At 60.9% G+C, this 25,265-nt stretch carries 22 protein-coding genes; 5 read left to right on the top strand and 17 right to left on the bottom strand.

What is annotated here, in order from left to right:
- The first annotated feature begins 111 nt into the window (after window positions 1-111).
- From IE111_RS21990 to IE111_RS22000, 3 genes are all read left to right on the top strand, one after another.
- Window positions 112-2,391 (top strand): zinc-dependent metalloprotease family protein, encoded by a 2,280-nt coding sequence (locus tag IE111_RS21990; protein WP_189612942.1) that lies wholly within the window; start codon window positions 112-114, stop codon window positions 2,389-2,391.
- 70 nt (window positions 2,392-2,461) lie between these two features.
- Entirely contained in the window at window positions 2,462-3,040 is a 579-nt protein-coding gene (locus tag IE111_RS21995) for an NnrU family protein (RefSeq protein ID WP_189612944.1), read from the top strand.
- Window positions 3,041-3,271: 231 nt separating this feature from the next.
- Complete coding sequence (locus tag IE111_RS22000) at window positions 3,272-3,760, top strand: CBS domain-containing protein (RefSeq protein WP_189612946.1); 489 nt, start codon at window positions 3,272-3,274, stop codon at window positions 3,758-3,760.
- Between the two features lie 68 nt (window positions 3,761-3,828).
- Here IE111_RS22000 and IE111_RS22005 read toward each other — a convergent pair whose 3' ends face one another.
- Entirely contained in the window at window positions 3,829-4,452 is a 624-nt protein-coding gene (locus tag IE111_RS22005; RefSeq protein ID WP_189612948.1) for a hypothetical protein, read from the bottom strand.
- Between the two features lie 181 nt (window positions 4,453-4,633).
- Between IE111_RS22005 and IE111_RS22010 the strand changes: the two genes are divergently transcribed.
- Window positions 4,634-6,181: a bifunctional GNAT family N-acetyltransferase/carbon-nitrogen hydrolase family protein gene (locus tag IE111_RS22010; RefSeq protein WP_189612950.1), complete on the top strand. Its 1,548-nt coding sequence runs from the start codon at window positions 4,634-4,636 to the stop codon at window positions 6,179-6,181.
- A gap of 147 nt (window positions 6,182-6,328) precedes the next feature.
- Here the strand turns inward: IE111_RS22010 and IE111_RS22015 are convergent, their stop codons facing one another.
- The gene (locus IE111_RS22015) at window positions 6,329-6,676 is read right to left on the bottom strand and encodes a rhodanese-like domain-containing protein (RefSeq protein ID WP_189612952.1); all 348 of its coding nucleotides are present in this window, start codon (window positions 6,674-6,676) and stop codon (window positions 6,329-6,331) included.
- 201 nt (window positions 6,677-6,877) lie between these two features.
- On the bottom strand, window positions 6,878-7,939 hold the full coding sequence (locus IE111_RS22020; RefSeq protein WP_189612954.1) for an SAM-dependent methyltransferase: 1,062 nt from the start codon (window positions 7,937-7,939) through the stop codon (window positions 6,878-6,880).
- Between the two features lie 177 nt (window positions 7,940-8,116).
- Here IE111_RS22020 and IE111_RS22025 point away from each other — a divergent pair, with 177 nt between their 5' ends.
- Window positions 8,117-9,166 (top strand): GlxA family transcriptional regulator, encoded by a 1,050-nt coding sequence (locus IE111_RS22025; protein WP_189612956.1) that lies wholly within the window; start codon window positions 8,117-8,119, stop codon window positions 9,164-9,166.
- Here IE111_RS22025 and IE111_RS22030 read toward each other — a convergent pair.
- From IE111_RS22030 to IE111_RS22095, 14 genes are all read right to left on the bottom strand, one after another.
- A complete protein-coding gene (locus tag IE111_RS22030) occupies window positions 9,156-9,830 on the bottom strand; it encodes a TIGR02466 family protein (protein WP_189612957.1) in 675 nt (224 codons plus the stop codon). The two genes, IE111_RS22025 and IE111_RS22030, sit on opposite strands and share 11 nt — an antisense overlap.
- 131 nt (window positions 9,831-9,961) lie before the next feature.
- Window positions 9,962-11,059, bottom strand: coding sequence for a hypothetical protein (locus IE111_RS22035; RefSeq protein ID WP_189612959.1), 1,098 nt, complete (start codon window positions 11,057-11,059; stop codon window positions 9,962-9,964).
- Window positions 11,052-12,077, bottom strand: a complete 1,026-nt coding sequence (locus IE111_RS22040; RefSeq protein WP_189612961.1) for a hypothetical protein — start codon at window positions 12,075-12,077, stop codon at window positions 11,052-11,054. The genes IE111_RS22035 and IE111_RS22040 overlap by 8 nt, the downstream gene beginning before the upstream one ends.
- A 149-nt stretch (window positions 12,078-12,226) precedes the next feature.
- Window positions 12,227-12,520, bottom strand: a complete 294-nt coding sequence (locus IE111_RS22045) for a type II toxin-antitoxin system RelE/ParE family toxin (protein ID WP_189612964.1) — start codon at window positions 12,518-12,520, stop codon at window positions 12,227-12,229.
- Entirely contained in the window at window positions 12,507-12,764 is a 258-nt protein-coding gene (locus IE111_RS22050; protein ID WP_189612966.1) for a type II toxin-antitoxin system ParD family antitoxin, read from the bottom strand. Before IE111_RS22050 ends, IE111_RS22045 begins: the two co-directional genes overlap by 14 nt.
- A 120-nt stretch (window positions 12,765-12,884) precedes the next feature.
- Window positions 12,885-14,477, bottom strand: a complete 1,593-nt coding sequence (locus IE111_RS22055) for a dihydrolipoyllysine-residue acetyltransferase (RefSeq protein WP_189612968.1) — start codon at window positions 14,475-14,477, stop codon at window positions 12,885-12,887.
- Between the two features lie 10 nt (window positions 14,478-14,487).
- The gene (locus IE111_RS22060) at window positions 14,488-15,465 is read right to left on the bottom strand and encodes an alpha-ketoacid dehydrogenase subunit beta (RefSeq protein ID WP_189612970.1); all 978 of its coding nucleotides are present in this window, start codon (window positions 15,463-15,465) and stop codon (window positions 14,488-14,490) included.
- Window positions 15,465-16,628, bottom strand: coding sequence for a thiamine pyrophosphate-dependent dehydrogenase E1 component subunit alpha (locus IE111_RS22065; protein ID WP_189612971.1), 1,164 nt, complete (start codon window positions 16,626-16,628; stop codon window positions 15,465-15,467). Before IE111_RS22065 ends, IE111_RS22060 begins: the two co-directional genes overlap by 1 nt.
- Before the next feature lie 267 nt (window positions 16,629-16,895).
- Window positions 16,896-17,789, bottom strand: coding sequence for a hydroxymethylglutaryl-CoA lyase (locus tag IE111_RS22070; protein ID WP_189612973.1), 894 nt, complete (start codon window positions 17,787-17,789; stop codon window positions 16,896-16,898).
- Window positions 17,786-19,759, bottom strand: coding sequence for an acetyl/propionyl/methylcrotonyl-CoA carboxylase subunit alpha (locus tag IE111_RS22075; RefSeq protein ID WP_189612975.1), 1,974 nt, complete (start codon window positions 19,757-19,759; stop codon window positions 17,786-17,788). The genes IE111_RS22070 and IE111_RS22075 overlap by 4 nt, the downstream gene beginning before the upstream one ends.
- Complete coding sequence (locus IE111_RS22080; RefSeq protein ID WP_189612978.1) at window positions 19,756-20,541, bottom strand: enoyl-CoA hydratase/isomerase family protein; 786 nt, start codon at window positions 20,539-20,541, stop codon at window positions 19,756-19,758. The genes IE111_RS22075 and IE111_RS22080 overlap by 4 nt, the downstream gene beginning before the upstream one ends.
- 10 nt (window positions 20,542-20,551) lie before the next feature.
- Window positions 20,552-22,180 (bottom strand): carboxyl transferase domain-containing protein, encoded by a 1,629-nt coding sequence (locus IE111_RS22085; protein ID WP_189612980.1) that lies wholly within the window; start codon window positions 22,178-22,180, stop codon window positions 20,552-20,554.
- Window positions 22,177-23,337: an acyl-CoA dehydrogenase family protein gene (locus IE111_RS22090; protein ID WP_189612982.1), complete on the bottom strand. Its 1,161-nt coding sequence runs from the start codon at window positions 23,335-23,337 to the stop codon at window positions 22,177-22,179. The genes IE111_RS22085 and IE111_RS22090 overlap by 4 nt, the downstream gene beginning before the upstream one ends.
- A 620-nt stretch (window positions 23,338-23,957) precedes the next feature.
- Entirely contained in the window at window positions 23,958-25,121 is a 1,164-nt protein-coding gene (locus IE111_RS22095) for an isovaleryl-CoA dehydrogenase (protein WP_189612984.1), read from the bottom strand.
- Window positions 25,122-25,265: the final 144 nt, after the last annotated feature.

The following is a 25,265-nucleotide window of genomic DNA, read 5'->3' on the forward strand; positions in this document are numbered from 1 at the left end:
CTCGGGCCAGGATGGGTGCGCGACTTCACATTTAGGGCAATGTACTAAGGCGGAGAATGTCGCGTTCTCTTATCCTCCCAAGGACGTTCTGTTTAATCGAGCCGTCCCCGGATGCGTTATTGTTTCGCCCTCATCGTACTGCTGGCCACATCGCTGTCGTCCCTGGTGTCCGCCAGCCCGCTTCTGACACGGGAAATCGTCATCGACGGTTTCCCCTACCACGCCTTGCTGACCGCTCGTACCTCCCTGCCTTCGGCTCTGGGACAACACCAGGCATTGGTGAGCGGGCAACACTACGACGGTTATCTACTCGAAAGCCCCGACAGCTGGGTACGGCTGTCGAACATCGACGGAAACTGGACCGGTCTGGTGTTCCTGAACGGCCAGGTACAAGTGGTGGGCGAACCGGGCCAGCGGCTGCAAAGCCGCAGCGTCCATGAAGCCCTGGGGGACACCCCGGCCAGTTGCGGCGTGGAGGGGCACGAACATCTGCAGGCATCGCGTTCCGCCCTGGCGTTGCCGCGCGCGTCCTCGCTCGACTACGACACACTCTGCGAGCGCCAGGTCGACGGTCAGTGCATGCTGTCCGAACTGGAACTGGTGTTCGACAGCGCCTTTCAGCAACGCTACCCCGATACTCACTCGGACCAGGCTCTGTCGATTCTGAACATGGTCGAAGGTTACTACAAAAACGCCCTCGACATCGGGTTCGATGCCCTGACGATCGAGTTCCCGAATACGGAGCTGTTCAGCACCACCACCGACTCGGATGGCTTTCTGAACGCGATTCAGACCAACCGGTCCGACCTGGATTTCCTGAAAAACGACCAGTCGTTGCTGCACGTGGTGACCGGACGCGATTTCGACGGCAGCACAGTGGGCATCGCCTTCGTCGGCGTTCTGTGCAGCCGGGCCTATGGGGTCGGCACCACCCAGATCGTCGGCAACGACATGCCATTGACCGCACTGACGGTTACACACGAACTCGGCCACAACTTCGGCGCGAACCACGACAACAGCAGCTGTGGCAACGGCTTTGTGATGTCGTCCTATCTGGATGACGCCGCCTACAACCAGGGGTTTTCGAGCTGTTCACAAACCGAGATGCGCACCGAGATCAACAGCCTGAGTTCGCCCCAGGCCTGTTTCAACTTTCCGGCCGACGCCACCATCGAAGCCGAGGCAACCAACCCGACTACCGTCATCGCCAAGGTGCCCTTCAACCTTCACTATCGCATCGACCTTGAGCACGCGTATCTCACCGCCGACAGCCTAACCGTCACCGGGGGCATCGATCCGGATGACGGCCGGCTCGACCGGGTCCTGCTGTCCGACCAAGCCTGCACCCTCAGCGAGGACCTCACCGGCTACACCTGCACCCTGGCCGACCCGGTCTCGCCCCTGACCCTCAATCTGGAAGCCACCGCCACCGCGGACCCGGCCCGCTTAACGCACGAGGTATCGATCCAGCAAAGTACCGGTGATCTCAGGGAGACCCGCACCGATAACAACCGGATCACCACCGAAGTTACGGTCGACACCCTGAGTCAACCCGTCGACCTGGCCGCGGCGGTGACCGGTGCCGACATCGTGTTGAACTGGACCGACCCGGCCCGGGCGGAAACCGGTTATGCCGTCCGTCGGCGCCTGGACGGCAGTACCGGCTGGACGGTCCTCACCGACGCACTGCCCGCCGACAGCCAGACCTTTACGGACACCACGGTTGCGTTCGACACCCGCTACCAATACCAGGTGCAGGCGCTGCCCGCCGATGCGGATCAGGGATCCAACCAGGTCACCCTCGAAAACGAGACGCCCCCACAAAGCCGGACCGACTTTGTCGCGGATGCCACCGAAGACAGCATTCACCTCAGCTGGACCGACATTGACGCGTTCGAGACGGGGCTGCGTCTGGAACGACTGCGAGAAGGCATGGATATCTGGCAGACCCTGGCCGACGCCCTGCCGGCGGACACCACGACCTACCAGGACACCACTCCGGTACTCGAAGAACGCTACAGATACCGACTGACTGCCTACAACGACACCCACGACAGCGCGGCGGCTGTATCCGACTGGCTCGGTCTGACGAGTAACACGGAGGGTTCGGATACCGGTTCGGGAGATTCCGGTGACGCAGGGGATTCCTCATCGTCCCAGCCCGGCAATACAGACGATGGCGACCGGCTTGGAAGCGACGACAAGGCCGGTCCGGGTTCGCTGATCTGGATCCTTGCCAGCCTCCTACTGTGGGTGGCTCGGCAACGCACTGATCAGGTTCATGAACGGCACCGGGGTCGTTTTTGCCCGCCATGCCGACGGACGCGTCGAAGAGAAAAACGACTGATATCCGGAAAACAGGCTGCAGAGTGCCTGTCTAACCTGACTTAAGGCCATATACAGCGTTCAATCGGTGCTCTAATCTGGGAAGCTTCGACCTTCGCGATAACAAGGAGTCATCATGGCCATCCTGATCCTCGGTCTTGTCCTGTTTCTCGGCATTCACTCGACACGCACTCTGGCTCCCGGTGTGCGGGAGAGCGCTGTCCAGTCCATGGGGCTCAACCCCTGGAAAGGCCTGTACAGCGTCATCTCCCTTGTCGGGTTCGTACTGATAATCTGGGGTTACGGCGAAGTGCGCTACACGCCGACCTGGGTGTGGGTACCGCCGGTATGGACCCGCCACATTGCCGCTCTGCTACTGATTCCGGCCTTTATCCTGCTCGTCGCAGCCTATGTGCCTGGCACCCACATGAAAGCCAGACTGGGCCATCCCATGGTCCTGGCCACAAAAACCTGGGCGTTCGCCCACCTGGTCAGCAACGGCACCGTCGCCGACATCCTGCTGTTCGGCGGCTTTCTGGGCTGGGCCATCCTCTACTACGCCATCGCTCGTCGCCGCGACCGCGCCGAAGGCGTGACCCGCCCGGCCGTCAGTGGCACCCGCGATCTCATCGCCGTCATAGTCGGTTTGGTGTTCTACGGTGTGTTCGCACTCGTACTGCACGAATGGCTGATTGGAGTAAAACCCTTTGGCTGACCCCCGACACCTGGTCCGTTCGGTGCCCTGTTTTCTAACAGTGAACTGTTCGATAAGATTCATGGACGAACCCCTGACCTGAGCCCATACTGACGTTGGCGCCGCGGATCCCCGCCTGGCGCCGCCTTTAGGAAAACCAGCCCGATGAAGTGTGCAGAACCCGATGTCGCAAGGGCCTATTCCTGTCGGCATTCATATGAACGCAACGCATCAGGAACAGGAGATTTCCAAATGAACGTCAACGACGTGATGGTTACCGACGTGGCCAGCTGTTCGCCGCAAACATCCCTGCAGGACATCGCAATGCTGATGTGGAACAGCGACTGCGGAGCCATACCTCTGGTCGATGAGAACAACCACCCGGTGGGTATCGTAACCGACCGGGACATCGCCATGGGCGCGGCGCTGCAGCACCGCCCGCTCTGGGAGATTCGCGGCGAGGAGATAACCAACGGCCGGGAACTGTATTGCTGCGGACCGGACGACACCGTACAGCAAGCACTGGAGTTGATGGAACAACATGAAGTCAGGCGCCTGCCCGTGATCAATCAGTCCAGCCAGTTGTCCGGCATGGTGAGCCTGGGGGATATTGTTTCCTTCACAGGTACCGAGCGCCTGCGCAAGCACGGGAACAAACACATATCATCGAAGGAAACGATGGAATTCCTTCGCCACGTCAGTGCGCACCACCAAAGCCACAAAGCAGCCGCCACCTTGTAACGACCGCTTTGCCAAGCAGTCGCCCTTTCCCCGGGAACGGTGACTGCCTACCCACTTCATCCACTCAGTCAGGTAATCGCAAACCCTTTCTGTACCATCGAAGAGCCACGTACCCGTGGCACGCGCGCCAACCGCATGCCCCCCAAGACCACCAACATGACAACCAGCAAACCGAGCGACGCAGGTTCCGGAACCGGAGCTGTAACCCAGATACTGCCTGAATAAGGGTAGCCACTGCCTTCGTCGATCAGTAAAAAGCTATCGGCATTGGCGATGGCGAAATCGTTCAGCGTCGTGGACTGATAATAGCTGATGATAAAGTCGTCCGTACCACTGATAACGGTCAGCAGATCATCGAGAGGATCCCCGCTGATGGTCGATAACAGGACATGGTCGAGACTTCCATCCAGAAACTGAATGGACCCGTAGGTATTCGAAGTGTCAAAACCACCGTAATTAGGGCTCAGGTTCAATGAATCCAACTCGATGCCGATCTCGGTGGTGAACCCTGTATCGCTGACGCCGGCATCATCGTAGGTAAACGAAAAAGAACCGCTGAACACACCGATGTCCGGCAATGGACTGTCCGCGATACCAATGGTGAATTCCCCCTGAACATTCAACAGGGTCGCTTGGGCACCGCCGAACGATGCCAGAAAAGACACAAAAAGCAATCGCATCCAGATCGTCATGGCGTTTCCTCCATGCGGCGACACGCCGCCTACTCTTGCCATGCATTGCTTATGCCTAAAAACTACCCATTGAAAATCAACGAGTTACACCAAACCTGATTCTAATCTGTAAACTGTATCGACAATGCGGCCGCACACCGGCTTAACTGATGAGAACGGCGGCATGGCCAGGAGAGACACCATGAACACAGACGACCTGCACCTCCACCTCCGCAACCTGGAAGTGGACGACTACCCGCAACTCAAACGCCTGATGGACCGCATTTACGACGACATCGGCGGCGCCTGGCCCAAACGCACCATCGCGCGGCTGGTGGACGAGTTCCCCGACGGCCAGATCGCCATCGACGACGACGGCGAACTGGTGGGGGTGGCTCTGAGCCTGCTGGTGGACTACACCACCTTCTCCAACCCGCACAAATACGACGACCTAATCGGCCAGCGCGAGATCATCCTCAACGACAAGAACGGAGACGCCCTCTACGGCCTGGATGTTCTGATCGACCCCGACTATCGCGGCCACCGCCTTGGCCGGCGACTGTACGACACCCGCAAGGACCTGTGCCGCTCGATGAACCTGCGCGCCATCCTCGCCGGCGGACGCATTCCGAATTACTACCAATACTCCGATGAGTTAACACCGACCGAATACATCGATCAGGTGCGGCGCAAGGAAATTCACGACCCGATTCTGTCGTTCCAGCTCGCCAACGATTTTCAGGTCAAGCGCCTGATGCGCAAATACCTGCCCGAGGATGAGAAATCCCAGGGTTTCGCCACTCTGCTGGAGTGGAACAATATCCTCTACGAGCCCGCCGACCGCGTACTGGAAAACACTCGCACCCAGGCCCGGGTGGGCGCCGTGCAATGGCAAATGCGCGAATTCGAATCCGTGGAGGGCGTGCTTCAGCAGATTGAGTACTTCGTCGACGCACTGTCGGACTACCAGAGCGACTTCGCCGTCTTCCCCGAGCTGTTCAATGCCCCGCTGATGGGCCTGACCGACCAATCCGACCAGGTGGCCGCCATCCGCTACCTGGCCACTCACACCGAGCGGTTCAAGACCGAGCTGAGCCGCATGGCGGTGAGCTACAACATCAATATCATCGGCGGTTCGATGATCGAAGAGGGTCGGGACGGCATGATCTACAACGTCGCCTACCTGTTCCGCCGCGACGGCACCCTCGAACACCAGGCCAAGCTGCACATCACCCCGCAGGAACGCCGCGACTGGGTGATCGAAGGCGGCCACGAACTGGCCGTGTTCGAGACCGACGCCGGCCGCATCGGCATGCTGATCTGCTACGATGTCGAATTCCCCGAGATCAGCCGATTGCTCGCCGACGACGACATGGACATCCTCTTCGTTCCGTTCTGGACCGACACCAAGAACGGTTACCTGCGCGTGCGCCACTGTTCCCAGGCGCGTGCCATCGAAAACGAATGTTATGTCGTCATCTGCGGCAGTGTCGGCAACCTGCCCTCGATCGAAAACCTCGACATCCAGTACGCCCAGTCCGCCGTGTTCAGCCCCTCGGACTTCGCCTTCCCGCACGACGCCGTACTGAACGAGACAACGCCGAATACCGAGATGATTTTCTTCTCGGATCTGGACTTCAACCGCCTGAAGATCGTGCGCAACGAAGGATCGGTAACCAATCTGAAAGACCGGCGTAGAGACTTGTTTACCCTGAAACGGCGGGCCTATCTGGAAAAGAACGTCGAATAGGGTGTGTGACGGAGCGAGCCTCAACCTACAACTGCCTGCCACAGTACCTCCCCTCTCCCTCAGGGAGAGGGGCCGGGGGAGAGGGTCAACTCCTCAGGGATAGCACCATGGTTACTCAGTAAGCCTTGGATTCCATATCAATAAGCACTATGCCAGCTTGCGATACGCCTTCAATCCACCGGCAATGACTTTGGCGTTGCGATAACCCATATCTTTCAGAGTTGCGGCCGACAGGGAGCCTCGATTGTAGGCGTTGCAGTAGCAAAGAATCTCTGTATCCAGGTCCGGTATTTTGCCTTCGACGACCATTTCAAGCTTTCCCCGGCTGATGTTCATCGAGCCTTCGATGTGATCCTGATCGTGCTCTTCCTTGTCTCGGATATCGAGGGCTATGGCGCCAGATGCCAAACGCTCATCTACCTGGTCGGGCTGGACTTCCTCCACACGCGCACGAGCGGCATCGGCCATGCGTTGAAACTTTTCAGTGTATTGCATCGTGACCTCGAATCATTTATTAGTTTTTTCTAATATAATGATCGAGGCGGATATTTCAAGGGCGGCGAAAGGAACAGGCTGCTTGAGTGGGTCAAACGCACGGGATGCCTGAAACAATGAAACGGCGTATGGTCGGCGCACCAAACCGATCCCGATCGACCTGGATGCGATGCAGTTCGGTTCACTGCGCCGATTAAGCCATCAGGCGGCTTTTCTGGCCACATACACCTTGTTGAACGGATGTTCGAAAGGCAATGTCGTCAGTTCTGCAAAGCCGGCCCGATCGGCCATTTCGCGAACGGTGTCTTCGGGCAGTCCGCATGTACCCAGCCCTTGTCCCTCCATGGCAAGAGAGGTGGTCATGCAGTAGCTTACGCTCAACGAGTAAAACACGGCACCGATGGGACCGAGGTTTTCCTCCAGTCGTTCGCCGACCCGGTACTCCACCAGCAGGTAGGCACCGCCATCGCGCAAGGCCCGGTGAATCAGTCGAAAAGCCTGTTGAGGGTCCTTGAAATCGTGGACGGCATCGAACGTCAGGATGGCATCGAAAGTTTCCGGCAGGCCGTCGTGAACGTCGTGCTTTTCGAACCGGATGCGATCGTCGACACCGGCCTCCTGGGCCAGACGCCGTGCCCCCGCCAGATTGCTGTCGGAAAGGTCGTAACCCACTCCCGTAACATCGGGATAAGCCTGCGCGAGCTTAATCAGGGCGCGCCCTTTACCGCAACCGATGTCGGCGACATGAGCGCCACCGTCCAGAGTCTTTTGAAGGTCCGCCTGGGGAATCCATTCCTGCAGCATGAAGTTCTCGGTCCAGGCGGCGGTGACCCGCTCCATACCGTCCCACCAGTCCTGCCCGTACGCATCCAGATTCAAGCCACCGCCCGTGCTGAACCGCTCTTTCAGCTCCGGCATGATGTTCCACAGCCCCTGCATCTGTTGATACATCCCTCCAAAAAACACCGGGCTTTTCGGGACCGACAGGACTGCGGCGTGTTCGGGTGGAATGACAAAGGTATCCGCATCGGAGTCGTATTCCAGATAACCCCCGCACGTCATGGCGGATAACCATTCCCGGACATAGCGTTCCTGCAAGTTCCGCTCGCTCGCCAATTCCCGGCTGGTCATCGGCCGCTGCGAGAGTGCCCTGAACAGTCCAAGCCGGTCACCAAGGTGGGCCATGAGCATCATGAATCCTCCCTTGATATCGCCCATGGCATGATTGACGAATTGTTCCTGTTTTGCCTGATCAATGCTCATAACATCATCTCCCCATCCGTTTATGGTTGTCTTTATTGTTCAGGGGATCGCTGCTAACTTGGAGAGCCGAATCGGTGCAAACCGGTTCATTTGTGACGGGGCGAGTGATGGCGATGGGTACAGGCCGGACTCGCAACAGGGTCGACTGACGCTCGATCCCATCTGGTGGAGAAGGCTATGCCGCAGAATGAGCCTGTCCAACGCATCAGTCTGGTGGCTGTGCCGGAGGCTTCTCCGGGCACCCTGGCCGGCCTGCGTGAAGTGTTCGGTGAGTTCGCGCCTCTCAGCCTGGTGGATCCTTCCCTGAATATTCGAAACCCCTTTTCGCTGGACATCGTGACGCCGGGGCGTGGCCCTCTGGATCTGGGCGGCGGTCTTTCGCTGGACGGGGCACACTGTGTGGACGAGGTGACCCATACCGACATCGTCATCGTTCCACCCCTTTCCCTGCCGGATAACGGCAATTGGCGAACCGGCCGGTATCCCCAGGTGATAGCCTGGATGCAACGCATGCACGACAATGGCGCCCAGCTTTGTTCGGCTTGTTCCGGAGCCCTGTTGCTGGCCGAGACCGGCTTGCTCGACGGTCGGACGGCCACCACACACTGGGCGCTCGCCGACACCTTTCGTCGCCTTTTCCCGGACATCCATCTTGCGCTGGACAAAACACTAATCATTGAAGGGGAGCGCCGTCAGTTGGTTCTGTCCGGCGCGGCTTTCGCCTGGCAGGATCTGGTGCTATGGCTGATCGCCCAGCATCTGGGAGCGGCGGCGGCTCAGGCCGTTGCCAAATTTCATGCCTTGAACGCGCACCTCGACGGAATGGCGCCGTACCGTGTCTTCATCCCCCGTTTCGATCACGGCGATGCGGTCGTGGCCCGCGCCCAGCATTGGATCGCGGACAACCTGACCTGTCCGTCCCCGGTGGAGACAATGGTCGACCGGTCTAACCTGTCGGCGCGTCATTTCAAGCGTCGGTTTTTAAATGCGACGGGGTACTCGCCGATTCGATATGTCCAGATGCTGCGCATCGACGAAGCCAAACGACTGCTTGAACAGACCCGACAGCCGGTGGAAGACATTGCCTGGGCGGTGGGCTATGAGGAACCGGCATTTTTCCGGCGACTGTTTCGGCGTTTGGAAGGCGTGTCACCGGGTATACATCGGCGCCGGTTCAGTTTAATGCCGTTTGAAAGCGGTACGAATGTGCCTATGGCTAATCGATGAAGTGCACCTGCGCATTGAACGCGATCACCACGCGATCCTTGTCGCCGAAGTATGGCAGGGCCGAGTGGGTCAGGTACGACGGAAACACGATCACCTTGCCGGTTTCCGGCGCGATGTCCCACACCCCCGACTGATTCAGATACTCCGACCCCGCATCCAGATAGTGCCCGGCGTTCACGCGCGGGTCGTAGAAGCGGTTGACGCCGCTGCGCCGTTCAAAGTCTTCGTCACCCGCGTCCAGATAGTAGATGCCGCACCAGGAGCAGTTCGGGTGGCTGTGCGCGTCGTGGTAGCCGCCCTGGCGGGTGATGTGGTACCAGCTCTCGGTGATGAAGGCTTCGGCTTCCGCGTCCTCGGGCCAGTTGTGGGCATTGGCTTCGGAGGCGATGGTGAGGATCAGGTCACTCAGGGTCTGGTTGAGGAATTCGATGTCCGGATGGTCCGTATCCAGGAAATCCAGTTCGCTTTCGTGCAGGCCGTGCTTGGCGGTTTGGGCGACCTGGCTTGCGACCTCGATTACTGACCGGTTGTGGTGTTCGTAGATAGCCTGTTTCACCGGTTCGGCAATCAGGGCATGGCTGGGGTTGGAGCACAGATAGAGCTGTGTACTCCAGGTCGGGATGGGTTCGATCTGCGGGGTATCGGTGATGAAATCGTCGGTCATTTTGAGGCGGTCGCGTTCAATGGAGTGTTTTAGAGAGTCCCTCTCCCTAGCCCTCTCCCAGTGGGAGAGGGAACTTGTTCGGTGGCTCGGATGGTAGCTTGCCGGAGGGCCGGTTGGAAGTTTGCCCGGGTTCAGAAGCGGCTGCGCAGTGTTTTAGGGTCGCTTTGGGCGCCGGGGAGCAGGTTCAGACCGATCAGAACGCCGGTTTCATCATCGTGCCGGACGATACCGATGCTCCAGCGTGTATTCCAGTGGAACAGGGCGCCGATGCCCAGCGGGTCGGTGTCGGCGCGGTCGGAAAGGCTGGCGACAAGAGACGCGCCGATGGGCCAGGTCATCGTGGCGCCATCCCAGTTCCAGCGGTGATAGCCGAGCACTTCCAGAGTGACGGCAGGGGCGACGCGGCTGCCTTCGGGGTTATCGTCAAGGTATTCGAGGGCGATGTCCGGGTGCAGCACGATCCATTGGTGTGCGGGCGGGCCGCAGAAACCGCCTTCGGACGAGCAGTAGTCGTCCGCCTTGCGACGGTCGTAGAGCCAGGCGTTGATCGCCAGTTCCCAGGGCATTTGCGGGCGGGCCCGGGTGAAGTAGGCGTTCCACTGGTTGTCGAGGAGCGTCAGTTCGTCGGCGAGGTCGAGTTCGCTGGCGCGGATGTCCGTCAGCAACACGCGGGAGGTCGCCGAGCTGATCGCGAGCCAGGTCATGGCGTTGTTCAAAGCCGCTTCGCACATGACGGGGGATTCGGCGCAGGGTACTTCGATGAAGGTGGCCTTCACGGTGACATCGAGGGCCGGGGTGTTCAGACTGTCGTTCGGGCGCCAATGGGTCGGGTCGGTCAGGCGGGCACCGGGTTCGCCCAGGGTATCGGCGGTGTCTCGCAGTGTGGCGGCGAGGCGCTCGAAAGCCGTCTCGATGTTGGCGTTGGCCGCGTCCAGGCGGCGCTGGTCGGCGCGGCGGGCCAGTTGTTCGAGCCAGTCGCGCAGATAGCGTTGTTTGACCTTGGCGGGCTCCAGCCGCAGTTCATGAATGCGGTCTTCAAGCGTGGCGGCGAACGGCCAGTCGTCCTGGGTGCCCCCCAGACAGCCGGCGTCGACCATACGGCCGAGCAGCAATATCCGCAGTTCGTTATTCTGTTGCGACATCAGGTTGGCTTCGATGTCGCCGCATTCATCGGCCAGGGTGAGCGGCGCCCAGACGAAGAGCAACAGCAGCAGGCCGCGTTTAATCATGACCGACCACCTCGTAGTAATGGATCAGCAGGCGCACCAGGTCGGCATGGTTGCCGGACCGTTTGACGAAGGACTTTTCCAGACGTCGGCGCAGTTGATCGAAGTCGGTCTGCCGGTTGGTGCGCAGGTATTCCACGGTGAGCGTCGAGGCTTCCTCCGGGGAAATCAGTTCCGGCATGGTCAGGCGGCGGAACAGCGGCACGAAGCAGGCCGGGTCGCGCAGGTAGTGTTCGAAGCCGTGCACATTGGGTTCGGAAATGGCATTGAGCGCGATTTCCCGAAAGCGTCCGGCCATCCGGGTTTCGGGGTCGGGCCATTCGTCGTGCGGCTGGAAGGGCCAGAAGGCGGGAATCGGATCCCATTTGTGGTGGATGTCCAGGAAGTATTGCAGCACGCCCGACTGGCCGGGCATGACCGGACGCACCTGGGAGTCGTAGGCTTTGACGTCCGTCTGCAGGGTCCGGCTGACGTTGGCCAGCATCATCAGGCAGTAGGCCGGTCGGATGGATCGGCGCGGTGCGCCGTTGGCTGTGGCCAGGGCATGCAGGGTATCGTGCGTTACAGCCGTACCCAATGAATGCGCGATGAGGGACCATTTGCCGTCCGTCGGCAAGGAGGCCAACGCTTCGGTAATCTGTTTCCCGACACGGGCTTTCACGGCTTCGCGCACGGTGGCGAAAAACCGGTACATCACCACATCGAGTACATGAGTGGAGATGAAATGGTCCGAGCCGAAGGTCGCCAGCATGTCCTGAATACGGGTCAGGGCGGATTTTTGCAGACCCGCCTGGGTCAGTTGAGCTTCCAGGTTGGTCGCCCCCAGCTTCCATTGCTCGCGCAGCTCTTCGAAGATGTCGTCGTAGTGAATTTCCACAACCCGAAAACCGGATTCCCACGGCCACAACTGGCTGCGTTCCAGCGACTGGTATCGCTGACGCAAGACATGGCGGACCGATTCGGACCAACCCGGCGGGTGCTTGCCCATGCCGTGGACGACGAACAGCAGATGATGCGACACCCTGAGCCTCCTGCATTGTTCTTGTTGGGATACAGGCTTCCGGCCACAACAGCTCTGGCGGTGAACAGGGTTCAGGTTAGCAAGGTGGTGGAGATTGGTTGTTAAGAAATGTAATACAGGGCCTGGCGAGTCGGGGATACTTGGATCCGTTAGCCGCGAAGTGCTGTTTGGGGATGTTGTCGCCCGAGTATTCTTGCGATCAGGACATCGTCTCCGATCACTCGAAAATAAATCGCATGGCTGCCATAGATACTCCTGCGGTAGCCGGAGCGAATGAAATCCACACTTTGAAAACGGTATGGATGGGCTGCGATATCCTCAAGTCGGTCGATCAAGCCATCGAAATACTGATCGGCCTGCATCAATCCGAAAGTGAGAATACCGGTTTCATACAACCGTTCGAGGTCTTCTTCAGCAAGTTTGTTGAGTTTATAACTGGCCATCCCGCTTTAAACGTTCCTTAACCGTCTGCCGGATGTCTTCGGCTGTCCGGTGACTGGTTTCCCTGCTTTCGGCTTCGATCAGGGCCGCCCTGATCGCCTCGATGTCGTTGTTACGCTCTTGGTCGCGGCGCACCAGGTCACGGATGTATTCACTGTCGTTTGTAAACTGGCCAGCCACGATTTTGGATTTAATCCACTCGTCCTGTTGTTGAGTCAAAGTGATGGTCTTGCGGATGGTCGCCATGATGCACCCCACTCATGCACGCTTTATCATACTATTGGTGTATTTTAGTGGGGAATTAGAGAAAGGCAAGGTTGGGCAAGAAGAGCCCCTCTCCAGGAGAAGAGGGGCGGGTACTTCCGGTTAAACCATCCAGAGCAGCATTTCGTCCGGCTGTTCCAGCAAGGCCTTCCAGTCGTTGTTGAAACGGGCGATGGTGCCGCCGTCCAACACGCGGTGGTCGCCGGACCAACTGACCTGAATGATGTCGCGGATTTCCAGTTCGTCGTTGGCGTTCGGGCGCGGCAGCCGTTGCAGGCGACCGATGCCGACGATGGCGACTTCCGGGCTGTTGATGATCGGCGTGGTGACGGTGCCGCCAATCGCGCCGATGTTGGAGATGGTGATGGTGCCGCCTTTCATGTCGTCCGGGCTCAGACGACCGGCGCGGCCGGAGTCGGTCAGGCGTTTCACTTCACCGGCGACATCTTTCAGGCTGAGCTGGTTCACGCCCTTGATGTTCGGCACCAGCAGGCCCATCGGCGAATCCACGGCCATGCCGATGTTGTGGTCGGCATGTTGGTGGATTTCGTCCGCGCCGTCGCTCATGTGGCTGTTGACGATCGGGTGGCGTTTCAGCGCGACCGACAGGCTCTTGATGAGCAGGCTCATCATGGTCAGCTTGAGGCCTTCGCTCTCCAGTCGTTTATTCAGGGTGCGCCGCATCCGGTTGAGGGCCGTGATGTCGATTTCCTCGGCGTAGGTAAAGTGCGGAATGGTCTGCACCGAGTGGGTCATCTGGCGCCCCATGGCGGCACGGACGCCCTTGATCGGAATCACCTCGACCTCGCCCCGGGCGGTGGCCGCTTTGGGTTGCACCGGTTCCGGTTTGGTGCCCGGTCTGGCCTCGGTCGGTGCCGCTTCCAGTTCGCCCAGGAAGCGCAGCATGTCTTCCTTCAGAACGCGACCGTTCTTGCCGGAGGCGGGCACCTGGCTCAGTTCGACCTCGTGTTCCCGCGCCAGGCGACGCACGGCGGGCGTGGCCAGCACCTTGCGACGGTTGCTGTCGGTGCTGGCGACCTGTTGCCGGGTCTGTTCGACCGGTTCCGGTTCGCGCGGTGGTGCCACGGCCGGCGCCGGGTGGCCACTGCCGTTACCATCGGCCAGGGCCATGCGAAACAGTGGCGCGTGCACCTTGGCGATCTCGCTCTGCTCGACATAGCGTTTGACGACGCGGCCGGCGTGTTTGGCGGGGATCTGCACCAGCGCTTTGTCGGTCTGGACGTCGGCGACCGGCTGGTCTTCCACAATAGTGTCGCCCTCTTCCACCAGCCATTCCACCAGTTCGCATTCGACGATGCCTTCACCGATGTCCGGCAGGATAAAATCCTCCTCGTATTCGCCGGAACCGGAATCGGTCGATTCAGCGGCCGGCTTTGGTGCCGGTTTTTGTTCCGGTTCCGGATCGGACGTCTCCAGATTAGACACCGCGTCGCTGTCTTCCGCGTCCAACGCGAACAACGGTGAATGCACCTTGGCGATGTCGCCCTGTTCGACATAGCGTTTGACGATGCGACCGGCCTGTTTGGCGGGAATCTGCACCAGCGCCTTGTCGGTTTGGACGTCGGCCACCGGCTGATCTTCTTCCACCCAGTCGCCCTCTTCGACCAGCCATTCAACGAGTTCGCATTCGACAATGCCCTCGCCGATGTCCGGCAGGATAAAATCTTCGCTCATGACCGGCTCCTCAGTAATGCAATGTCGCTTTGATGGCTTCAAACACCTTGGTGGCGTCCGGATGGTATTCGACTTCGTGCGAGAGCGGGTACGGCACGTCCATGCCGCACACGCGGGTCACCGGCGCTTCCAGATAGAGGAAAGCCTGCTCCTGCACGGTGGCGCTGATTTCCGCACCGAAACCGTTGGTGACCGGGGCCTCGTGGCTGACCAGCAAGCGGCCGGTTTTCTTCACGGACTCGACCACGGTGTCGACGTCCCACGGCAGGATGGAGCGCAGGTCGATGATCTCGCAATCGACGCCGTCCTTTTCCGCCATCTGTGCGGCTTCGTTGAGCACTTCCATCTGGGCGCCCCAGGCCAGCAGGGTAATGTCTTGCCCTTCGCGGACGATCTCGGCGCTGCCCAGCGGCAGTTCGTAATCCTCGTCCGGGACCTCGCCGACCGAGGCGCGGTACAAGCGTTTGGGTTCGAAGAACAGCACCGGGTTGTCGTCGCGAATGGAGGCCAGCAACAACCCCTTGGCCTGATGCGGATTGCGCGGCACGACGATTTTCAAACCGGGCGTGTGCGCGAAATAGGCTTCCGGGCTCTGGCTGTGATAATGCCCGCCGCGAATGCCGCCGCCGTAGGGCGTACGTATGGTCAGACCGCCGACATTGAATTCGTTGCCGCTGCGGTAACGGAACTTGGCGGTCTCGTTCACGATCTGGTCGAAAGCCGGGAAGATGTAATCGCCGAACTGGATTTCCGCGACCGGTTTGTGGCCTTGCGAGGCCAGACCGTTGGCGAAACCGATGATGCCCTGTTCGGTCAGCGGCGTGTTGAAACACCGGTCGCGTCCATAACGTTCCTGCAGGTGACTGGTGGCGCGGAACACGCCACCGAAGTGACCGACGTCTTCACCGAAACTGACCACTTTTTTGTCCGCCGCCATGGCGGTGTCGAGGGCGTTGTTGATCGCCTGCAACAGATTCATCTGACTCATCAGTCCAACCTCCCGGCCGTCTTCGGATACTTGTCCGGATATTTGCGAATGTGGGCTTTCAGTTGTTTCAGTTGCTGCTGCAACTGCGGGGTCGGGACGTCGTAAACGTCGTTGATGAGTTCGTCGATCACCGGCACCGGCCGTTTCTCGGCTTCCTTCAGCGCCTTCAGTATGTTCTCGCGGTGACGGGCGTAGAGCGCCTTTTCCTTTTCGTCGTCCCACCAGCCTTTGTGGGTGAGCCAGTGCTTGTAGCGCAGGATCGGGTCTTTCTTGGCCCACTTGGCTTCCTCGTCTTTCGAGCGATAACCGGTCGGGTCGTCCGAGGTCGAGTGCGCGCCGAGCCGGTAGCTCATCGCCTCGATCAGCACCGGCGCGTTCTCGGTCAGGGCGTGCTCGCGGGCGGCCACGGTGGCGGCGTGAACGGCCAGCAGGTCATTGCCGTCGACGCGCATCGTGGCGATGCCGTAACCGATGCCGCGCGAGGCGACACCGTCGCCGTAGAATTGCTCGGCCGCCGGAGTGGAAATGGCGTAGCCGTTGTTGCGACACAGGAAGATCGTCGGGCTGTGCAGGGTCGCGGCCATGTTCAGGCCGGCGTGGAAATCGCCTTCGCTCGCCGCGCCCTCGCCGAAGTAACAGATGGTGCAGGCATCGAGCCCGTCGAGTTTCTGGCCGTAGGCGTAGCCGGCGGCCTGCGGAATCTGGGTGCCGAGCGGCGAGGAGATGGTGTTGTAGTTCAACGCCTTGCTGCCGTAGTGAATCGGCATCTGTCGGCCCTTGCCCAGGTCCTTCTCGTTCGAGAAGCACTGGTTCATGAACTGGTCGACGTCGAAACCGCGATAGCGAAGCGCACCCTGTTCGCGGTATTGGGCGAAGATCATGTCCTGGGGCTTGAGCGCGGCGACGCTGCCGACACTCGCGGCCTCCTCGCCCAGACTCGCCAGGTAGAACGGAATCCGGCCCTGGCGTTGGGCACCGATCATGCGTTCATCCAGCACGCGGATGAACACCAGATCGTCGTAGAGCTTGAGGGCAAAGTCTTCGCTCCAGTCCGGCTCAACCGCCCCTTTGTACAGCGTGCCGTCCTGCTTGAGGACTTTGAAGGTGGGGATATCGAGGGCATCACCCAGGATAAAGCCGGGCTTGTGGATGCTTTTACTCATAGGTCCCATTCCTGTGGTCGTTGTTGTTGTCCGTCTTTTGGACGGGCTTTGCTTTCAGCTTAGAGGGTTCGTCCGCTTTTGGCAGTCGAACCCCGGTTTGTTTTTTTGGAGCATGGTGTTGGAGTTGGTTTACGGTGCCGCGAACCCAGTAGGGTGGGTCGGTCCGACGCCTCGGCCGCCCACCATGTTCATGTGGCCTCAATGACCTCGCTTGCCACACATGGGATTCACCGGTTGGTTGTTCTCCCATGGTGGGCAGTGCCCACCCTACGACTGATAGGCCTGGTTCACCTTCGACGGCGGCATTTTGTCCAGTTCACCAAACAACCATTTCCCTGTCTCAACCAACGCCTCTACATCCACACCCGTCTCGAACCCTTCACTCTCCAACAAGTACACCACATCTTCCGTGGCCACATTACCACTCGCCCCGGGTGCGTACGGGCATCCACCGGCGCCGCCGACGCTGGCGTCGAAAGTGCGAATGCCCTTCTCCAACCCGGCGACAATATTGGCGATGGCCATGCCGTAGGTATCGTGGCAATGCAATGCGAGCTGCTCGGGTTTGAATTCACTCAACAGTGCATCCAACACCGCATGAATCTGTTTCGGGGTGCCTCGGCCGATGGTGTCGCCGAGGGAGACTTCGTAGCAGCCCATCTCAAACATCGCACGTACAACGGGCACGACCTGATTCGGCTCGATACGCCCTTCGTAAGGGCAGGCGACCAGGCAGCTGACGTAGCCGCGTACACGCATGCCATTCCCCAGTGCCTGTTCGGCGACCGGGCGGAAGCGGTCGAGGCTTTCCTCGATGCTGCAATTGATGTTCTTCTTGCTGAAACTCTCGCTGGCGGCACCGAAAATGGCGATGTCTTTCGCACCGGCCGACAGGGCCGCGTCGAGCCCCTTCTGATTGGGCACCAGGACGGGGTAATGAATACCGGCATCGAGGTCGAGTCGATCGAGGACCTGATCGGTGTCGGCCATTTGCGGCACCCATTTGGGCGAGACGAAACTGCCGGCTTCGACGGTGGTCAGGCCGGCGTCGACCAGGCGATGAATCAATTCGACGCGACGCTCGACATCCAGCGGCCGGCTTTCGTTCTGCAGGCCGTCGCGGGGGCCGACCTCGACCAGGTTCACAGGCTCTCGGCTCATGCCTCATCCTCCGCTTCGATGACGAACAGCACCTGCCCGTCCTGCACCCGGTCGCCGACCTGCAACGAGCTTTGCGCCAATGTGCCGGAGACCGGCGCGGTCAGGGTGGTTTCCATTTTCATGGCTTCCATCGACAGGATCTTGTCGCCTTTCTCCACCCGTTTGCCCGCCTCGACGTGCAGGGCGGTTACGGTGCCGGGCATCAGGGCGGTGACGCGACCATCGCTGGCCTGTTCCTCATGCGCCTGTTCGGCGCGCCACCAGGTCAGCGCCTGGCGGGCCCGACCGTCGTCCAGTTCGATGCCGGTGTCAGTGACCCAGGCGTCGAGCTTGACGCGGTCGTTGTCGTGACGGGCGGTCAGGCGACCCCGACCGTGGTGGAATTCGGTCCAGCTCACATCGTACACACTGAGACTCTGGTTTCCGCAGCGGGCCTGCCAGTGGCCCTGGTGTTCGGTGACAATGCAGGCCTCGGCTTCACTCAGGCTGTACAGCCAGCGGCGTTGCTGAAAGCGCCGCCAGCCGGTGAACCGCCGCCAGGGATCACGGTCGTCGCGTGTGCGATCTTGTTGCGCGACGCTCGCGGTCAGGGCGGCCCAACACGCCGGGGATTCCTGGCCACCGTGCCAAAGTTCGGCATGGTCCTCGATCCAGTGGGTATGCACCTTGAACGTCGCCAGGTCGTCGGCGCGGCACAGTCGACGCAGGAAATACAGGTTGGTGGCGAGCCCGGCCAGACGCACATCGGCCAGCGCCCGGTTCAGGCGTGCCAATGCTTCCTCGCGGGTGTCGCCGTGGACGATCAGTTTGGCGAGCATCGGGTCGTAAAACGGTGAGACCTCGGTATTTGCATCGACCCCCGCATCCACTCGAATACCCACGCCCTCGGGCCAGAGCACATCCTTCAAGTGACCGGTGGTGGGGCGGAATTGCTGGTCCGGGTCTTCGGCATAGAGCCGGACCTCGAACGCATGGCCCTTCGGTTGTTCGGGTTTGTCGAGCGCCAGCGGTTCGCCCGCGGCGACACGCAACTGCCAGGCGACCAGGTCGAGCCCGGTGATGCATTCGGTGACCGGGTGTTCAACCTGCAGGCGGGTGTTCATTTCCAGGAAGAAAAAGTCGCCGCTGGCGTCGAGAATGAATTCCACCGTGCCGGCACCGACGTAACCGATGCTCTCGGCCGCGGTGACGGCGGCGTCCCACATGGCTTTGCGGGTGGCCTGCGGCATTTCCGGCGCGGGCGCTTCCTCGACCACTTTCTGGTGTCGGCGCTGCAACGAGCAGTCACGCTCGAACAGATGCTCGACGGTGCCGTGCTGGTCGGCGATGACCTGCACCTCGACGTGACGCGGTTTGACCAGGTAGCGTTCCAGCAACAGTCGATCGTCGCCAAAAGCGTTCTTGGCCTCGCGACGTGCGGCCGAGATGGCATCGGGCAGATCGTCGTTGCCGTGGACTACCCGCATACCCTTGCCGCCGCCACCGGCGGAGGCTTTCACCAGCAAGGGGAAGCCGATGGACTGAGCCTTGGCGATCAGGGTCTTGTCGCTCTGGTCGTCGCCGTGGTAGCCGGGAATCATCGGTACGCCGCGCGGTTCCAGTGTCTGTTTGGCGGCGGCCTTGGACGCCATGGCGCGCATCGCCGAGGGCGGCGGACCGACCCAGATGCATCCGGCGTCGATCACCTTCTGGGCGAAGTCGGCATCCTCGGACAGGAAGCCGTAGCCGGGATGCAGGGCATCGGCCTCGCTGTCGGCGATGGCGTCCAGCAGCGCCCGGGTATTCAGGTAGCTTTGACTCGCCGGCGGCGCACCCAGGCACACGGCCCTGTCAGCCTCACGCACGTGCAAGGCCTGGTGATCGGCCTCGGAATACACGGCCACGGTTTCGATGCCGAGTTCGCGCGCCGTGCGAATGATGCGCACGGCAATCTCGCCCCGGTTGGCGATCAATAATCGTCGAATGGTCATGAGGATTTCACCCAGGCCGGTGTCCGTTTGTCCAGGAAAGCCGCCAGGCCCTCCTGCCCTTCGTCGCCGACACGTTGCGCGGCGATGCGTTCGGCCAGTTGCTCCATCAGCGTGGTATCGATGGGCGCCAGGCTGACGTCCTTAACCAGTTGTTTGGCCGCCTGCTGGGCTTCGGGTCCGCCCGCGCGCAATGTCTCAAGCAAGGTGTCGAGTGTGGCGTCCAGGTCGTCCGTGGCGACCACTTCGTGGACCAGCCCCATCGCTTGCGCCCGCTGAGCGTCGAAGGGTTCGGCACTGACGAAATAGCGCCGTGCCTGGCGCGCGCCGATGGCGCGGATGACGTAAGGCGAGATCGTCGCCGGGCTCAGGCCGATACGGACCTCGCTCAATGCGAAAAAGGCGTTATCGGTTGCGAGCACGATGTCGCAACACGCCAGCAGGCCGACACCGCCCCCCATGGCCGCACCCTGGCAAACACCGACCAACGGTTTCTGGCAGCCGTCCAGAACTTCCAGCAGGTTCGCCAGCTTGCGGGCGTCGACCTTGTTTTCGGCCTGGGACAGGTCCTTCATCGACCGCATCCAGTTCAGGTCCGCGCCGGCGCTGAAATGCTTGCCCTCCGCGCGCAACACCAGAACGCGCACCTCGGGATCGAGGTCACATTCGGCAACGGTTTCGGTCAATTCGGCAATCAGTTCCGCACCGAAGGCGTTGCGCACCTCCGGCCGGTTCAGTGTCAGGGTCGCGATGCCCTGCTCCCGTGTCACGGTTAATGCAGACATGCTCACTCCCTTACATCCGGAAGACGCCGTAGCGCGTCGGTTCAATCGGGGCATTGCGGCAACTGGACAGGGCCAGCGCCAACACCTGGCGCGTGTCCGCCGGGTCGATGATGCCATCGTCCCAAAGCCGGGCCGTGGCGTAATAGGGGTCGCCCTGGGTCTCGTATTGCTCCCGGATCGGCGCCTTGAATGCGTCCAGTTCGGTCTCGCTCATCGGTTCGCCCTGGCGGGCTTTCTGGTCGGCCTTGACGGTGGCCAGCACATTGGCCGCCTGCTCGCCGCCCATCACCGAGATGCGGGCGTTCGGCCAGGTCCAGAGGAAGCGCGGGTCGTAGGCGCGGCCACACATACCGTAGTTGCCGGCGCCGAAACTGCCACCGGTGATGACGGTCAGCTTCGGTACCTTGGCGCTGGCCACAGCCGTGACCAGCTTGGCCCCGTCCTTGGCGATGCCGCCGTTTTCGTATTTCTGGCCGACCATGAACCCGGTGATGTTCTGCAGAAACAGCAGCGGTATGCCGCGTTGGTTGCACAGCTCGATAAAGTGCGCGCCTTTCAGTGCGGACTCGGAAAACAGAATGCCGTTGTTGGCCAGGATGCCGACCGGATGCCCCTCGATGTGGGCGAAGCCACAGACCAGGGTGGTGCCGTACAGCGCCTTGAATTCATCCAGGCGCGAGCCGTCGACCAGGCGGGCGATCAGTTCGCGCGCGTCCACCGGTGAGCGGGTGTCCCGCGGGATCAGGCCGTACAGTTCTTCGACCGGGTAGGCCGGCGGTTCGGGCTCGTGCAGACCGCGGCTGTCTTTCTCCGGCCAGTTCAGATGGCGGATCACCTGCCGCGCCTGAACCAACGCATGGTCGTCGTTGTCCGCCAGGTAGTCGGCCACACCGCTGGTGCGGGCATGCACATCGCCGCCACCCAAATCCTCGGCCGAGACTTCCTCACCGGTCGCCGCCTTCACCAGCGGCGGACCGCCCAGGAAGATGGTGCCCTGATTGCGTACGATGATGCTCTGGTCGCACATCGCCGGTACATAGGCGCCACCGGCGGTGCAGGACCCCATGACCACGGCGACCTGCGGAATGCCCTCGGCCGACAGATTGGCCTGGTTGAAGAAGATTCGGCCGAAGTGCTCGCGGTCCGGAAACACCTCGTCCTGCAACGGCAGGAAGGCACCGCCGCTGTCGACCAGGTAGACGCAGGGCAGTCGGTTCTCGGCGGCGATCGCCTGGGCGCGCAGGTGTTTTTTCACCGTCATCGGGTAATAGGTGCCGCCTTTGACCGTGGCGTCGTTGGCGACGATCAGACAATCCACGCCCTCGATGCGACCGATGCCGGCGATAACACCGGCGCTCGGAACGGAGCCGCCCGGACGGGATGAATCCGCGTCGTACAAACCCCAGGCCGCCAGGGGTGCGATTTCCAGAAACGGCGATCCCGGGTCCAGCAGGCGTTCGACCCGTTCGCGCGGCAACCGCTTGTTGCGCGCCAGGTGCTTGGCCCGCGCCTGTTCGCCGCCGCCCAGTTCCACCTGGTGCAACCGCTCCAGTAATTGGTTGCGCAAGGCCAGGTTGGCCTCGCGGTTATCGATGAACGGCTGCGAGCGGACATCGACCTTGGATTGAATTCGACTCATGCACCGCGCTCCTCAATCGACCGGGCGACAATCATTTTCTGAATGTCGCTGGTGCCTTCGTAAATCTTCGCCACCCGGACATCGCGCAGAATCTGCTCGACCGGGAAATCGGTCAGGTAACCGTAGCCGCCCAGGGTTTGCATCGCGTCCGAACAGACGCGTTCGGCCATCTCGCTGGCGAACAGCTTCGCCATTGCCGCTTCGCGCAAACACGGAATGCCCGCGTCCTTCATCCGGGCCGCATGCCAGACCAGCTGTCGCGCCGCCTCGATCTGCGTCGCCATATCCGCCAACCGGAAGCTAACCGCCTGATGCCTGATCAACGCCTCGCCGAAACTCTGCCGCTCTTGGGCGTACTGGCAGGCCACCTCGTGCGCCGCCTGCGCCATGCCGACGCACTGCGCCGCGATGCCGATGCGACCGCCTTCGAGGTTACCGAGCGCAATGCCGTAACCCTGCCCTTCCTGGCCGAGCAGAGCCTCGGGCGGCAGCTCGATGTCGTGAAAGGTAAGCTGGGCCGTGTCCGAGGCGCGTTGCCCCATCTTGTCCTCGACCCGGCTGACCTCGTAACCGGACAGATGCGTCGGCACCAGAAAAGCGCTGATGCCTTTCTTGCCCGCATCCGGATCGGTCACCGCGAACACGATGGCGAGATCGGCGATGGCGCCGTTGGTGATGAACTGCTTGGTCCCGCTCAACACCCAGCCGGAGTCGGACTTGCGGGCGCGGCATTTCAGCGCGGCGGCATCGGACCCGGCCTGGGGTTCGGTGAGGCAAAACGCACCGAGTTTTTCGCCACTGGCGAGCGGCGTCAGCCAATCGGTTTTCTGCTCGTCGCTGCCGTAGCCCAGCAAGGGGCCGCAGACGACGGAATTCATAACGGACGTAATCGTGGACAAGGCGCCGTCGCCCTGGGCGATTTCCTCGACGACCAATGCCAGAGTCAGGTAACCCGCGTCGGTGCCGCCCCACTGTTCGGGCACGGTCAGGCCGTAGAAACCCATTTCACCGAGTTCGCGAATCACATCAATGGGGTGCTCGCCGCTCTTGTCCCAGGTCGGGGACATCGGCTTCAGCCGCTCCTGGGCAAAATCCCGCGCGGCGTCCCGCATCATCTGCTGGGTGTCCGTGAGGCCTTGATGTTGGTGTGTTGTCATGGCCGTTCCTGTTTGGTTTTGTGCCAGGGTTTTATACTGCTGCCAGTGTTCGCGCCAGGGGTGGGGGTGGTCCCTTCAGGGGTCGCCATAGATACATCCATGTAGGCTAGACCTCGGCATCCATGCCTCGGACTTCCCCTGAAGGGACCACCCCCACCCCTGGCGCTTAATCCGGTGGTCACATCGGCAATCTGTCCCCAGACATTGCTGGGATCGTTGTATTTGGTGGTTGCATTGTGCGCCCGATCCCTACCTCAGCTGGGATTGTTGTACTTGTAGGGCAGAAGAGCGACAGCGTTATCTGCCGTTTTTTCTTGTGGCTTTGGGTCGAACCGTGCCACCGATTCTTCCTATGGCAGATAACGCCTTCGGCTCTTCTTCCCTACGTACATCGCCAATCGTTTGGTGATTGGGTTGGTTTTGGTTCATTGGTGGGCAGTGTCCACCCTACTTGGGAACACTTTGGTCCCCTGGCACCGTAGCAAGCGACGGGTGCGGGGGATGCTCATCCGGGGATGTCTGAGGCAAGGATGCCGAAGCCAAGCCTACACGGATGTATTCACGGCGACCCCGGAGGAGCTTCCCCCGCACCCGTCGCGAACCCCGGCAACCAAAGCCCCTCACCGAGTCTCGTTAAACAACTCCCGGCCGATCAGCATGCGGCGAATCTCACTGGTGCCGGCCCCGATTTCGTACAGCTTGGCGTCGCGCAACAGGCGTCCGGTCGGGTATTCGTTGATGTAGCCGTTACCGCCGAGAATCTGAATCGCATCCAGCGCTACCTGGGTCGCGTTTTCGGCGGCGTAGAGAATCGCGCCGGCGGCGTCCTTACGGGTGGTCTCGCCGCGGTCGCAGGCGGCACCGACGGCGTAAACATAAGCGCGGCAGGCATTGAGCTTGGTGTACATGTCCGCGACCTTGCCCTGAATCATCTGGAACTCGCCAATCGGCTGGCCGAACTGCTCGCGCTCGTGCACGTAAGGCAACACGACATCGAGACAGGCCTGCATGATGCCGATCGGGCCGGCAGCGAGGACGGCGCGTTCGTAGTCGAGGCCGCTCATCAGGATCTTCACGCCATCGCCTTCGTTGCCCATCACGTTCTCGGCCGGCACCTCGCAGTCCTCGAACACCAGTTCGCAGGTGTTGCTGCCGCGCATGCCGAGCTTGTCGAGCTTCTGGGCGGTGCTGAAGCCGGGGAAATCCTTCTCGATCAGAAAGGCGGTGATGCCGCGCTTGCCGCCGGCCGGGTCGGTTTTGGCGTAGACGACCAGGACATCGGCGTCCGGGCCGTTGGTGATCCACATTTTATTGCCGTTGAGGACGTACTTGTCGCCCTTTTTCTCGGCCTTCAACTTCATGCTCACCACGTCGGAACCGGCGCCGGGTTCGCTCATCGCCAGAGCGCCTATGTGCTCGCCACTCATCAGTTTGGGCAGGTATTTGGCCTTCTGGGCGTCGCTGCCGTTGCGGCGGATCTGGTTGACGCAGAGGTTGGAGTGGGCGCCGTAGCTCAGGCCAACGGAGGCGGAGGCGCGGCTGATTTCCTCCATGGCGATCATATGCGCCAGGTAGCCCATGCCGGTGCCACCCAGGTCTTCGTCCACGGTGATGCCGAGCAGGCCAAGGTCGCCAAACTGTTGCCAGAGTTCGTTGGGATAGGTGTTCTTTTCGTCGATCTCGGAAGCACGCGGGGCGATGGTCTTCTGCGCGAAGTCGTGCACGGTGTCACGCAGCAAGTCCAGGGTCTCGCCCAGACCGAAATTAAGGGTTGGATAGCTCATGTCGATGCCTGCCAGCGGGTTGTTGTCGTTGTATCACTGGGCGATCAGGCTAATTGACGTTAACGTTAACGTCAATTTCATTCGAATCAAGCACAGAGTCAACTCAAGTTGACAGCAAGCCCCGGCTTTAGACGCCGTTCACAT

Source organism: Saccharospirillum salsuginis, assembly GCF_014651855.1.
Classification (GTDB): Bacteria; Pseudomonadota; Gammaproteobacteria; order Pseudomonadales; family Natronospirillaceae; genus Saccharospirillum; species Saccharospirillum salsuginis.

Bases quoted from the DNA above. Each gene is read 5' to 3' on its own strand.
- IE111_RS21990 (WP_189612942.1), top strand. From the start codon at position 112: ATGCGTTATTGTTTCGCCCTCATCGTACTGCTGGCCACATCGCTGTCG.
- IE111_RS21995 (WP_189612944.1), top strand. From the start codon at position 2,462: ATGGCCATCCTGATCCTCGGTCTTGTCCTGTTTCTCGGCATTCACTCG.
- IE111_RS22000 (WP_189612946.1), top strand. From the start codon at position 3,272: ATGAACGTCAACGACGTGATGGTTACCGACGTGGCCAGCTGTTCGCCG.
- IE111_RS22005 (WP_189612948.1), bottom strand. From the start codon at position 4,452: ATGACGATCTGGATGCGATTGCTTTTTGTGTCTTTTCTGGCATCGTTC.
- IE111_RS22010 (WP_189612950.1), top strand. From the start codon at position 4,634: ATGAACACAGACGACCTGCACCTCCACCTCCGCAACCTGGAAGTGGAC.
- IE111_RS22015 (WP_189612952.1), bottom strand. From the start codon at position 6,676: ATGCAATACACTGAAAAGTTTCAACGCATGGCCGATGCCGCTCGTGCG.
- IE111_RS22020 (WP_189612954.1), bottom strand. From the start codon at position 7,939: ATGAGCATTGATCAGGCAAAACAGGAACAATTCGTCAATCATGCCATG.
- IE111_RS22025 (WP_189612956.1), top strand. From the start codon at position 8,117: ATGCCGCAGAATGAGCCTGTCCAACGCATCAGTCTGGTGGCTGTGCCG.
- IE111_RS22030 (WP_189612957.1), bottom strand. From the start codon at position 9,830: ATGACCGACGATTTCATCACCGATACCCCGCAGATCGAACCCATCCCG.
- IE111_RS22035 (WP_189612959.1), bottom strand. From the start codon at position 11,059: ATGATTAAACGCGGCCTGCTGCTGTTGCTCTTCGTCTGGGCGCCGCTC.
- IE111_RS22045 (WP_189612964.1), bottom strand. From the start codon at position 12,520: ATGGCCAGTTATAAACTCAACAAACTTGCTGAAGAAGACCTCGAACGG.
- IE111_RS22050 (WP_189612966.1), bottom strand. From the start codon at position 12,764: ATGGCGACCATCCGCAAGACCATCACTTTGACTCAACAACAGGACGAG.
- IE111_RS22055 (WP_189612968.1), bottom strand. From the start codon at position 14,477: ATGAGCGAAGATTTTATCCTGCCGGACATCGGCGAGGGCATTGTCGAA.
- IE111_RS22060 (WP_189612970.1), bottom strand. From the start codon at position 15,465: ATGAGTCAGATGAATCTGTTGCAGGCGATCAACAACGCCCTCGACACC.
- IE111_RS22065 (WP_189612971.1), bottom strand. From the start codon at position 16,628: ATGAGTAAAAGCATCCACAAGCCCGGCTTTATCCTGGGTGATGCCCTC.
- IE111_RS22070 (WP_189612973.1), bottom strand. From the start codon at position 17,789: ATGAGCCGAGAGCCTGTGAACCTGGTCGAGGTCGGCCCCCGCGACGGC.
- IE111_RS22075 (WP_189612975.1), bottom strand. From the start codon at position 19,759: ATGACCATTCGACGATTATTGATCGCCAACCGGGGCGAGATTGCCGTG.
- IE111_RS22080 (WP_189612978.1), bottom strand. From the start codon at position 20,541: ATGTCTGCATTAACCGTGACACGGGAGCAGGGCATCGCGACCCTGACA.
- IE111_RS22085 (WP_189612980.1), bottom strand. From the start codon at position 22,180: ATGAGTCGAATTCAATCCAAGGTCGATGTCCGCTCGCAGCCGTTCATC.
- IE111_RS22090 (WP_189612982.1), bottom strand. From the start codon at position 23,337: ATGACAACACACCAACATCAAGGCCTCACGGACACCCAGCAGATGATG.
- IE111_RS22095 (WP_189612984.1), bottom strand. From the start codon at position 25,121: ATGAGCTATCCAACCCTTAATTTCGGTCTGGGCGAGACCCTGGACTTG.